At 38.1% G+C, this 12,080-nt stretch carries 8 protein-coding genes and 1 pseudogene; 3 read left to right on the top strand and 6 right to left on the bottom strand.

The genetic code is table 11. From position 1 onward, the window contains the following. Positions 1-1,401, top strand: a 1,401-nt coding sequence (locus tag VKY41_RS00630; protein ID WP_500812497.1) for a DUF8693 domain-containing protein, incomplete at its 5' end; no start/stop codon positions are given. An 86-nt stretch (positions 1,402-1,487) separates the two neighbouring features. Here the strand turns inward: VKY41_RS00630 and VKY41_RS00625 are convergent. The 4 genes and pseudogenes from VKY41_RS00625 to gdhA all read right to left on the bottom strand — a co-directional run bounded on the left by VKY41_RS00625 (position 1,488) and on the right by gdhA (position 8,453). Continuing rightward, positions 1,488-3,902: a TonB-dependent receptor gene (locus tag VKY41_RS00625; protein WP_500812496.1), complete on the bottom strand. Its 2,415-nt coding sequence runs from the start codon at positions 3,900-3,902 to the stop codon at positions 1,488-1,490. Positions 3,903-3,919: 17 nt separating this feature from the next. Beyond that, on the bottom strand, positions 3,920-4,642 hold the full coding sequence (gene recO, locus VKY41_RS00620) for a DNA repair protein RecO (RefSeq protein ID WP_500812495.1): 723 nt from the start codon (positions 4,640-4,642) through the stop codon (positions 3,920-3,922). Continuing rightward, a complete protein-coding gene (porZ, locus tag VKY41_RS00615; RefSeq protein ID WP_500812494.1) occupies positions 4,642-6,993 on the bottom strand; it encodes a type IX secretion system anionic LPS delivery protein PorZ in 2,352 nt (783 codons plus the stop codon). The genes recO and porZ overlap by 1 nt, the downstream gene beginning before the upstream one ends. Before the next feature lie 117 nt (positions 6,994-7,110). Beyond that, a pseudogene (gene gdhA / locus VKY41_RS00610) lies at positions 7,111-8,453 on the bottom strand (NADP-specific glutamate dehydrogenase). Positions 8,454-8,694: 241 nt separating this feature from the next. Here gdhA and VKY41_RS00605 point away from each other — a divergent pair. Beyond that, positions 8,695-9,474, top strand: a complete 780-nt coding sequence (locus VKY41_RS00605) for a THC0290_0291 family protein (RefSeq protein ID WP_500812493.1) — start codon at positions 8,695-8,697, stop codon at positions 9,472-9,474. A 60-nt stretch (positions 9,475-9,534) separates the two neighbouring features. On the opposite strand, the gene VKY41_RS00600 is transcribed toward VKY41_RS00605, so the two are convergent. Beyond that, a complete protein-coding gene (locus VKY41_RS00600; protein ID WP_500812492.1) occupies positions 9,535-10,674 on the bottom strand; it encodes a cystathionine gamma-synthase in 1,140 nt (379 codons plus the stop codon). Positions 10,675-10,832: 158 nt separating this feature from the next. Between VKY41_RS00600 and VKY41_RS00595 the strand changes: the two genes are divergently transcribed. Further along, entirely contained in the window at positions 10,833-11,549 is a 717-nt protein-coding gene (locus VKY41_RS00595) for a DUF3298 and DUF4163 domain-containing protein (RefSeq protein ID WP_500812491.1), read from the top strand. Here VKY41_RS00595 and VKY41_RS00590 read toward each other — a convergent pair. Continuing rightward, on the bottom strand, positions 11,544-11,999 hold the full coding sequence (locus tag VKY41_RS00590) for a DinB family protein (protein ID WP_500812490.1): 456 nt from the start codon (positions 11,997-11,999) through the stop codon (positions 11,544-11,546). The two genes, VKY41_RS00595 and VKY41_RS00590, sit on opposite strands and share 6 nt — an antisense overlap. Positions 12,000-12,080 lie beyond the last annotated feature (81 nt).

Below are 12,080 nucleotides of genomic sequence, written 5' to 3'. Positions count from 1 at the left end.
GTAAACACAGGAAATATAAGCCTGTTACGCGACACCCAAATTAGACGTTTGGATTATGTGTATTGGTCGTCGCCTGTTAGTGGATTTAATGTGAATAGCATATCTCCGGGCTCCCCAACGAGTCTTATTTTTAGATGGGGGCCAACGGTTACCAATGCCAATGGCACGCAAGGAGATTGGGTTCCTGCTGCTGGGGAAACCATGGAACCTGGGGTTGGTTATATCGTTAGAGGTCCTAGCTCGTATACCAATACAGCTGCTGTATATACTGCCGAATTTAATAATGGGGTTCCGTTTAATGGATGGATTACACGTAATGTTTCAAGAGGTGACAACGATGCAAATGAAGATGATGATTGGAATTTATTAGGTAACCCTTATCCCTCTGCTATTAACGCCCATGAATTCCTTAACAACCCTGTTAATGCTGCAGTATTAGATGGTTTTGTAAATATTTGGACTCATGGCACCTTACCATCTAGCGCCATTCCAGATCCTTTTTATGAAGATTTTGTATATAACTATACTGCCGATGATTATATTACCTATAACGGTACAGGAACCACCAATGGTCCTTTAGGTTTTAACGGCAATATCGCTTCTGGCCAAAGTTTTATGGTAAACATGATCAACGGTCCTGCTGCTACCCAGCAAATTGAGTTTAGAAACCATATGCGCGATAAAAGCTTCGACAACTCCCAATTCTATAGAATGGGTGGTGCTGAAAAACACCGAATTTGGTTAGACTTGGCTCCTGAAAATCGCCCAGCAACACGTATTTTAGTCGGCTATGTAGAGCACGCAACACAAGAACGTGACCGTTTATACGATGCCATTACGGATACTCAAGGCTTTTATTCCTTAATACAGGACGAAAGATTTGTTATTCAAGGTAGAGCTTTGCCTTTTGTAGATACCGATGTTGTACCACTTGGGGTAACCATTGCTTCACAAGGTGCTTACACTATTGCTATTGCTGCTATAGACGGTATATTTGAAACCGAGAATCAAACCATTTACTTAAAAGATAATGTATTAGGGTTTGTTCATAATTTAAGTGAAGCTCCTTATTCTTTCACTACGGAAGTAGGTACATTTAACGAGCGCTTTGAATTGGTGTTTAGAGACTCTTTCCTTTCTATAGACGAGAACGAGGTTATAGCTAACCAAGTTTCAATTATAGAACATGCCAATGGTGAGGTGCAGTTTATCGTGCCTGCTAACCATAGCATCCGTTCGATAGATATTATAGATATGCTAGGAAGAACCATTTACAAGTTAAAAGGAAGTGCTTCTACGGAAACGTATAATCTTTCAAACTTGAGCCAGGCCACTTATGTTGCCAAGATTACTTTGAGTAGCGGACAAGTTCTTACTAAAAAGGCAGTAAAACGCAAATAGTATTGCTGTTTGTATATTAGGGCTTAAAAACATAAAAGCCACTACAACCTCATGGTAGTGGCTTTTATGTTTTCCATTATTTTGAACTATAAGGTATAGCTTAAGGAAATTATGAGGTTTCTACCCGGAGAGGCAATTCCGGAAGAATAGGTTTTATAGCGTTGGTCTGTGATGTTTTCCAAACTTGCCGTAATGGTAGCCGCTTTTGTTAGTTGATATTGGCTTCTGAAATTTAATGTAAACCAGGAAGGCGCATAGGGGTTTCCGTTTTTATCTATGGCATACATATAATCCTTTGACTGCTCGGAAGGTGCCATTTGATAAAAAGACAATTCGCTGTTGTACTCGGCAAAAGCATCTAGTAAGAACTTGTCATTTTTCCAAATAAAGTGGGTGTTCCCAAAATTAGGTGCTACGTGCCTCACGGGGATTTCCTTACCATTATCATCTTCAGTCCCACCGGTAACGTTGTATTGCGATTTCAATTTAAGTTGTTTTGACACATTGATTTGCAGTCCTGCCTCGAAGCCATAAATTTTAGCTTCAGAAGCATTTTGTACAGCTTGCACCTTACTTGGTTCGCCACTATACATGATTTCGGTTTCGCCATTTATTTGGTAATCCTTTCTAACCAAAGCTTGATCTAGAAAGGTATAATAGGTGGCTATATCCACCATGACTTTGGCATCGAAATTTAAAGTCAGACCTAGTTCCCCACCATAAGCATATTCGGCCTTTAAATCTGGATTTGGAACGACTACAGCCCCTGGTTCGGAGTCGAACACCTTTCCAATATCGTCTATATTTGGCGCTCTAAAAGCGGTAGAAAGGTTGAATTTCCATTGCATGATGTTGTTAGGCAACCAACTGATACCAGCCGAACCGGTAAGCGCACCAAAGTTTAACTTGGTTTTATTGAATGGCAAATGGAGGTATTGGTTGTTTTCGGTAAAATCGGCCTCCATTACAATTTGGTTGTAACGCAAACCCGATTGAAAGATAAACTTATCGCTAGGTTTGAATTTTATACTGGAATAGGCTGCTATGGATTGCCAATTGGCCCCATTTGGATATCTGGAAACGGTTGGTTGGGTTTCATTGGTTTCTATGTTTAATATATTCCCTGAAGAATTTACTTTGTTATACACATATTCCACCCCGTAAAACACTTCAGATTTTGGAGAAAGTAATTTTTCGAAATCGGCATTAAAGGAATAGGCATCAACCGATTCTTCGTTTGTATTTCTATAGACCTTTTGATAATCTCTATCGTTTCTACTTTCCTTAAAATTTTGATACGCCAAGGAGGTTTGGATTTTATCGTATAAGTTGGAACTGCTGCTTACTTTTGTCAGCTTCAAGTTACCCATAAACCATTGTTGCGGTCCGTAATACCATTCGGCCGAACGCAGTTGGTCTTTTTTATATCTAATCAGTCTGTCGTATCTAGAAAAATCTGAGGTACTTGTATAAATCAGTCCTAAATCGAAGTCTAAATTCTCCTGAGGTACAAATCGCACTTTTTGCATTAAATTCACTTGCTTATAACCCGTTGGCTTTTGAATTTTAGGATTGGCATTAGGAACTATTTGGTCTTCACCATTTGTGCTTATAACATATTCCGGACGCAAATAATTTTCTGGACCGTGGGATCCCATTCTTAAATCGTCGAAATTGGAATAGGACACACTGCTTAAAAAGGCCCATTTTTCCAAGCCGATATTCACATCTAGATGTCCTGTTTTTTCGTTGTTTGCCGTGGCATATCTAGTAACTGCTTGCGCTGAGGTATAGATTCTATCTGAATAAGATACCTGTGGTGTTTTTGTATAAAAACTCATCACCCCACCAATGGCATCGCTTCCATAAACCACTGAGCCCGCACCTAAAGAAATTTCAGTGTTTTGTATGGTGAAGGGGTCGATAGAAATAACGTTTTGTATGTTTCCACTTCTAAAGATGGCATTATTCATTCGGATTCCATCTACGGTGAGCAGCAATCTGTTGGTTGAAAAACCTCTAACCATAGGGCTTCCTCCACCAAGTTGGCTTTTCTGAATAAAGACATTTCCGGCCTTTTCTAACAAGTCGGCACTAGTTTGTGGATTTGTGAATTGAATTTCCTGAGCACTCATGCTAATCGTCTTTTGCGGAATATCACGTTTGCTCTGTTCGAACTTGGAGGCTGAAATAATCACCTCATCCAAGCCTTCAATTTTAGCTTCCAAATACACGATGTGGTTGTTAGCTATAATTTTAGATTTGTTTGTTTTTTTGATGATGTGGATAAAATCTTCAAAGAAGATAGTTTCCGAATTTGAAAAGGAGCTTAAAGAGGCTTTGCCATCCAAGTCGGTAATTACCGTTGTATTTTTAGTTTGGTTGTAAATAGAAACCCCAGGAATGGGTTGATGCGATTCACTTTCCAAAACATGAATGTCCTGGGCTTGGCTAAAGGCTATAACAAAAACCCCTATAAAAAGGGATAGAACATTTTTCATACGGATACGTTAAAACATCACGAATTAAACACCTGATTAAAAATCTCTAAGGATTGTGGTTTTCTAAATCCTTCTAGGTGTAATTCAAAATACAACAGCATCATCTTTAAAAATTCTTGACGTTGCTTTGAGTTAATTTTAATAGTATTTAACTTATCAAAATTTGTGCCTAAGAGCTGTTTGAGTAGGGCTAAATTTTCTCCTGTGATGGTATATAGGTTGGTTTTGCTATGCTGAAAGACGCCTTCTTGCAGGTTGAACCAGTTTTCATTGTTTTCGGCCATTTCGGGATAAAAACCCAAATGCTTGGTTAATCTTAATAAAAAGAGGAGGTGGAAATTGGCGTAATCGGAATTGGTATCCAACCATTGTAAGGAAGTTTCTAAATACGTGTACAGATTTTGGTTATCTTCTTCCTCCTTTAAGGTGCTTGCAAGGACTTCGGAAAGGAAAAACACGATAGAGCTTTTTAATACATGCGTATGCAAACTCTCGTACATATAATGTGTTTTCACTTCCTTTACCTCCTGTAGAGACCTATTGTTTTTATGCAGAGTAACTAATTGAAGTTGGGATAAAAGTTGAAAGTAAGCCGTTTTGGAACTTCCTTTTTTAGAACTTGACACCTGCCTTAGAATATAGCTTACCACACCGAACTTTTGGGTGTAGCATTTGACTATTAAATCGTTGTCTCTGTACTTAATTTTAGATAAGACAATGGCATTTGTGGTAGCTAGCATTATCTCACGACCATTAATTTGATGACTTTCGTTTCAAAAGATTCCAAATCGGATAACATGATTAAATAGACTCCAGAGGCTACGGTATTATTTCCGAGGTTTTTTCCATTCCAATAAGCTGTACCTCCATCAATTTCCAGGTTATACCCTTTATAGCGCGAATTGGTTTTAGACTGAGCTTCGGCCACTAGATTCCCTTCAATATCTGTGATCTTAATATTCATGTTTTCGGTAATGCCTCTAATCTTTACTTTTTTATCCGCCATATTATACTCTGGCCTAACAGGATTAGGGAAAACAAACGCCTCTTCCAGGGTTGTTGCTGTTTGAGATCCTCCAGAACCGTAGGACACCAATCCCCTATCTGTGGCGATATAAATAACACCTTTAGAATCATCTAGTTTAATATCTACAATGTTATTGGAAGGTAAAGGCGAGTTATCCTTAGTGAAATGATAAATGGTTTCCTGGCCATCGGACGAAAAATAAAACAGGCCCGAACTATAGGTTGCCACCCATTTATTATTAGAGCCATCCACCACGATATCGGACACAAAGGTTTGGTATAAAAGCTCCTTTGGAACCCCATCGTCTAAAATAATAATTGATTGTGCTTGAATTCCTGGGTCGGTAAAAAAGTTCGTTGGGTTGTACAATACCCTTAAACCATTTGTCGTTCCGATCCAAATTTGATTTCTTTTATCGACAGCTACGGTGGAAACAAAGGTTGTTGGCATGTTTTGGGTTTCCTTGTTCAGGTTCCTTAGTTGAACACCATTCGTATTGTTATAACCGATTAATCCATTAAAATACGACCCAATCCATTTGGTGCCATTGTTATCTATTTCAATATCGCTATAGCCCCATTCCCCTTCCAAAGGATCAGGGATTAAACTTGTGAAATCATAACTTTGCCATTGACCTGAGTTCGGATCGTAAGACACCAATGGTTTTGCTACACGCCCCGTCATGGTCCATAACACCCCGCTTGAATCGAAAGTAGAAGCACTTACTCTAATATTCTTGTAATTGGGATTACTAGGTATAACCAGTGATTTTAAACCACTGTTATCCTCGTTATACAAAACCGTAGGCACATTGTTATTAACTTCCAACAAGCCATCGAAAAACGAACTAATAAACACTTGTTGGTGATTAAATGGATTGATTGCTATTTTATTTAAATTTTTAGCACCTAGCACGCTATCGAATGGAATATTCCTCCAAGCGTCGTCTTCCAAATGGCTAATACCCCACGACCTTACAGGAGCAGGATTGTAGGTTAGTGTATAATCTCCATAGGTAACCCAAAGGTTGTTTGAAGTGGCCTGAATTGCAAATGGATTATTTTTTAATGGGCCATCAGGATGAATTTCTACAAACTCTAAGGGGTTAGGGAATTCAGTTTTTAGCAGACCATAATCTTCTGTGCCTATATAAATATAACCTTCGTTCAGCGTCGCTACAGTATATTTTGTGATAAATGGAGCCGCTACTGGAATGCTTAAGACTTGTACGAAGTCGCTATTAAACACGTAAACAGCACCTTTGGTCGTTACCAACAGCTTGTTTTCTCTATTTTGAAAATGTAAAACAGGATTTGCTATGGTTGTTACCAAAGTTAGCCCTGTGGTATTTACCCTAAAAACTTTTCTGTCTTCGCGGATGACGAATACATTTCCCTCGTCGGTAGCTTGTATGCCTAGGTAGTTTCCAGAGGCAATGACAGACGACCATTCTTGATAATCGACTAAGTTTGGACTATCTACAAGGGCTTTTTTAATTCCTATCCCACTAAAAATTGCTGCATAAATATATCCATCTGATATGGTTGTTTGCCTAACCTTAACCTGAGTTCCATTCGGCCCAATGTAGTACGTATCCCCAAATTCTAGCCGAGACATGTCGTATACAGAAATTCCATAATCGGTTGAGATGAAAACAAATTCATTGTATTCTTCAAAATAATTAATCCGTTTGTTTGTAGGAGGAATGGTTGGTTTGTCTAAAATATCAACCACTTTTACTACATTGGTTTCATCGTCTAGAACAATTTCCATTAAGCCATTGCTATACCCAATAAGGAGCATTTGATACGCCTCGCTATAATGAATGGTTGAAATAGCCTCACCAGACAACCCGTTGATGGTTGTTATGGTTTCTATTTCATTCGTATTGATATCATAAGAAAAGACTGCATTTTCTGCAGCTACAAAAATTTTATTATTTCCTTGAGAAACATCTTTAATATTTAAGAAAGAAAAATAGCCTTTCCATAAAGCAGAATAATCCTGAGCCATTATGGCCATTGGAAAAAGCAAAACAATTATTAAGAAAAATCTTTTATTCATACCTACTTTTAAACGTTTCAAATATATCTATATATAACGAGTTTTAAAGCAAAAACATATAATTTGCCTGAAAAAAGACTCCAAATTTAAGAGGAATTAAGGATTACTAAACAAACTTTACACCACTCCCTGAGCCAGCATTGCATCGGCTACCTTCACGAACCCTGCTATATTAGCACCTTTTACGTAATTGACGTAGCCATTCTCCTGAGTCCCAAAGGCTATACAGGACTTATGAATTTCGAACATAATATCCTTTAGTTTATCATCTACTTTTTCTCGGGTCCAATTTAGATGTAAGGAGTTTTGGCTCATTTCCAAGCCGGATGTAGCCACACCCCCAGCATTGGAAGCCTTACCTGGCGCAAACATCACGTTTGCTTTTTGAAACAGTTCAATTGCTTCAGGAGTACAAGGCATGTTAGCTCCCTCGGCTACGAGTTCTACCTTATTATTAATTAAAGTTTTAGCAGCCACCTCATCCAATTCATTTTGTGTGGCACAAGGCAGTGCCAATTGACAAGCTACAGCCCAAGGTTTTTCACCCGTATGAAAGGTAGCCGAAGCATAGGCATCTATATACTCGCTTATTCGACCACGACGCAGGTTTTTCAAGTCTTGAATAAAGGCTAGTTTTGGAGCATCTATTCCATCCTTATCAAAAATATATCCAGAAGAATCAGACATGGTAAGCACTTTAGCTCCTAGTTCGGTCGCCTTTTCGCAAGCATATTGGGCCACATTTCCAGAGCCTGAAATTACTACGGTTTTGCCTTTAATGACCTCCCTTTTCACGTTCAGCATGTTTTTTATAAAATACACACAACCATATCCGGTTGCTTCCGGCCTGATTAAAGATTCGCCAAAGGCCAAGCCTTTACCTGTTAACACGCCCGTAAACTCATTTTTGAGTCTTTTATATTGTCCGAATAAATACCCTATTTCCCTTGTACTCACACCCATATCGCCAGCAGGCACATCGGTTTCAGGGCCGATATGTCTGAATAATTCCGTCATAAACGATTGGCAAAAACGCATTACTTCCAACTCGGTTTTCCCTTTGGGGTCGAAATCGCTTCCGCCTTTCCCACCACCCATAGGCAAGGTGGTTAAGGAATTCTTAAACACTTGTTCAAAGCCTAAAAACTTTAAAATACTTAGGTTCACTGTTGGATGAAATCGCACCCCCCCTTATATGGTCCGATAGCGGAGTTAAACTCTATACGAAACCCTCGGTTTATTTGAATATTGCCATGTTTGTCTACCCAAGGCACTCTAAAGATGATGGTTCGTTCCGGTTCGACCATCCGTTCGAGGAGCATCCTATTTTTATATTTGGGATTATCTTCAATAAAAGGAATCACAGTTTCAGCTATTTCATACACTGCTTGTAAAAATTCTGGTTCATGGCCATTCTTTTTCTTTACAAGATTTAAAAACGCGTCTACTTTGCTATTCATTCTATTTGAATTTAATACTATTGTATTATTTCTTCTATTTATATACTAAATATACATTATTTTTAAAAAATAATTGATATTATTTCATTTTTCACAATACAACTTGAGAAATAAATTCTTAGATTTATCCATGTTTAAAAAAAAGAATCATTAATATGAATTCGTTTTAACGGATTTATTTGGTGGTTTGCTGTGTTTTTATATATTTGTTTAACATTATGCCTAATTATCTCATGCTTATATGCGCAATCTGAAGCTCTTATCCGTATTCTTTCTCCTACTTGTTAGTACTCATTTTAGTTTTGCACAATTAGGATTTTCCCATGAAATTGGCGCGATTGTGGGCCCAGTTCAATTTAGATCTGATTATGGTGTTCGCCATGATGAAGGTACGAACTACGGGAACTCCGGCTATGGAATTGGAATCATCCACTATATGAATTTCTCATATAGCGCTGAATGTGACTGCTATACTACTAATAGTTATTTTAATGATCACTTTAAGTTACGAAGTGAAATTTCTTACAATAAAACAAAACTCGATCACCATGGTAAATGGGCTCAAGGAAATTCTGCTGAAGCTGCAAAATTAAGGGCACATACAGGAGAAGCTAATAACTTTGATATCGGGATGCAATTGGAATACTTTCCTTTCAGCATTCGTGACTTCCAAGCTTTTGCCTACCGTTTTGCTCCATTTATTAGTTTTGGAGTACATTATACTGCCTTTCGTCCGAAAGCCTCTACCACCGATGGCGATCAGAACATTTTAAATGCCGACAACTTTTGGGGAGCTTGGGAACCAGGTTCTATAGATCCTACTCCAGGAAGTACTTGGTCTTTAGTTTCAAGTCTTGGAGTCCGATATAAAGTAGGTGTCGCTTCCGATTTAATGATGGACCTCAGGTTACAATATTATGGAAGTGATTGGATTGATGGGTTAAATCATCAATTAGAATCGAATAAATATAACGATTGGTTGATTTGGTTAAATTTTGGATATATCTATTATCTCGATTAAGCCATAAAAAAATAAGAAGTACAAAAACCCAAGACCTAACTCTTGGGTTTATTGTTGCATTTAATTGATGGCTTGTTTTAAATCGGCAATTAAATCGTCTATATCTTCGATGCCCACACTCAATCTAATTAGCGAGTCTAGGACACCGGTTTTCTCTCGTTCCTCTTTTGGGATGCTTGCATGCGTCATACTAGCTGGGTGTCCAGCCAAGGACTCCACTCCACCTAAAGATTCCGCCAAGGTAAAAACCTTTAAGTTTTCCACTATTTTAATTGCCTCTTTATAATTATTTCCTTTGGTACTAAATGAAATCATTCCTCCAAAATCGGACATTTGAGCTTTAGCTATCTCATGGTTTGGATGGTTTTCAAAACCTGGCCAAAAGACTTTTTCCACTTTCGGGTGGCTTGCTAAATATTCAGCAATAGCCTTTCCATTTTCGCAATGACGTTGCATTCTAACATGTAAGGTTTTAATTCCACGCAACACCAAAAAACTATCCTGAGGACCACAAATAGCGCCGCTGGCATTTTGAATAAAATAAAGTTTATCGGCTAGGTCCTTATCCTTTACTATGAGTGCTCCCATAACCACATCGCTATGACCACCCAGATATTTAGTAGCTGAATGCATGACGATATCGGCCCCCAAGTCCAAAGGTCGTTGGAGATATGGCGTTGCAAAGGTATTATCGACTGCCAGTAGCAAATTGTGTTTTTTAGCCAGGACAGAACAGGCCTTAATATCGATAATATTCATCATTGGATTGGTTGGGGTTTCCACCCAAAGCAGTTTGGTATTTTTGTTTATATACGCTTCTATATTTTGAGCTTCCTGCATTCCAATAAAATGAAACTTAATTCCGAATTTTTTATAAATGGTATTGAACAGCCTATACGACCCCCCATATAAATCGTTGGTAGAAATTACCTCATCACCCGATTGCAATAGTTTTAAGACGGCATCTATAGCTGCTAAGCCAGAACCAAAGGCCATCCCGTAGTTTCCATTTTCAATACTAGCCAAAGCATTTTCTAGGGCAGTTCTCGTAGGATTATGGGTTCTGGAATACTCGTAGCCCTTATGTCCACCAGGTGTTGATTGTGCGTAGGTTGATGTTTGGTAAATAGGAGGCATTACAGAGCCGTAAGCTGCATCCGGCTTTTGGCCTCCATGTATGGTTTTGGTATTAAATTTCATTTGCAGTAACTTATCAATAAGCTGGTGTTTAAAACCAGTAAATTTTGTTCATGATTTTCAGTAAAAACATCCGAAAAACATTCTAACAAAGTTACGGTTTAATTCGGCCTATTCAAATACAATAACTACCTTTAACATCATCTAAATTCTTTTGTGTCATGCGCTTTAAAATTTTTGTTTACGCTATACTAATTTCCCTGATTTCACAGACTTGTAAGGAAGAAAAACCCATTGAATTCAAAGAAATAAACAAGACCACTAGCACCAATAAACTAGTAGAAATTAACATTCCTGAAGCTAGCGGAACGGATGTCGCTTCTGCCGCTATCAACAAGGCCATTGATGAATTAATTATAAGCTCCTTAGGCTCGGATGAGCTTGAGAGCGCTGCTCCTAAAACCGTTTCTGAAAGTATTGACTCGTTTAATGCTGAATTCAATCGTTTTAAGGCTGATTTCCCGGACAGTGTGATGGCTTGGGAGGCGCAAATTGACGGAGAAGTTATGTATCAATCTTCAGATGTGATTTCCATATCCATAACCACTTATATCAATACTGGAGGGGCTCATGGTAGTTTAAACATCAGGTTTTTAAACTTTAATGCTCAAACAGGAGCCCCATTAAGAAATGAAGACTTATTTGAAGATTATTTAGGCTTCACTGATATGGCAAAAACCTATTTCTATGAAGAGATTGCCGACAAAAGGGAGCTCTATTTTGAGCCTGATACTTTTCAATTGCCAGAAAACATTGGATTGACTGAAGACGGTGTCATTTTACTTTTCAACACCTACGAAATAGCACCTTATTCTACTGGAATAACAGAAATCCATATCCCTTGGAGCGAATTACAAAGTGTTTTAAATTATTTATAAGCACTTTTTTAAAGCCATAATATAGCCCAAATGAATGCCCTCGTGAAAGTTATTAAAATCAATAGCTTCTTCGACGTTTGTTAAGACACTTTTTGTGGTAACCGTATACTCCGTATAGGTTTTAAACACCTGGTTTTTGTAGTCTTCCTTGGTTTTTTCTATGGTCGTGAAAAGCAAGCCCTTAATGCGCTCTACTTCAGACTGGGTAACAGCACCTTCCGGTTTTGTTCCTTTTCTATATCTATTAACTAGATCGTCGGACACAAGCATGGGCACAGCAGATAAATTGTACACCAATAGCTGTTGGGTAACTATGGTGTGGGCTATATTCCAAATGATATTATTATTAAAACCCTTTGGCACTTTATTTAGCTCTTCCAAAGTGCAGGTTTCTAAAAAGGTTTTTAAGATATTTCTGTTTTTTATAGCGATGTCGAATGCCCCATCCATGTTTTTAAATTTTGCTTAAAAGTAATTAAATTTCAGTAAAAATGGGCGTTCTTTGTTCAACGAAAATAAAGCTTCAACTAA

Source organism: Xanthomarina sp. (genome assembly GCF_035306605.1).
GTDB lineage: Bacteria > Bacteroidota > Bacteroidia > Flavobacteriales > Flavobacteriaceae > Xanthomarina.
The sequence above is the reverse complement of the archived record's forward strand: the minus strand, read 5'-3'. Positions and strand labels throughout refer to the sequence as shown.

Coding starts and splice junctions, on each gene's coding strand:
- VKY41_RS00625 (WP_500812496.1), bottom strand. CDS start 3,902: ATGAAAAATGTTCTATCCCTTTTTATAGGGGTTTTTGTTATAGCCTTT.
- recO (WP_500812495.1), bottom strand. CDS start 4,642: ATGCTAGCTACCACAAATGCCATTGTCTTATCTAAAATTAAGTACAGA.
- porZ (WP_500812494.1), bottom strand. CDS start 6,993: ATGAATAAAAGATTTTTCTTAATAATTGTTTTGCTTTTTCCAATGGCC.
- VKY41_RS00605 (WP_500812493.1), top strand. CDS start 8,695: ATGCGCAATCTGAAGCTCTTATCCGTATTCTTTCTCCTACTTGTTAGT.
- VKY41_RS00600 (WP_500812492.1), bottom strand. CDS start 10,674: ATGAAATTTAATACCAAAACCATACATGGAGGCCAAAAGCCGGATGCA.
- VKY41_RS00595 (WP_500812491.1), top strand. CDS start 10,833: ATGCGCTTTAAAATTTTTGTTTACGCTATACTAATTTCCCTGATTTCA.
- VKY41_RS00590 (WP_500812490.1), bottom strand. CDS start 11,999: ATGGATGGGGCATTCGACATCGCTATAAAAAACAGAAATATCTTAAAA.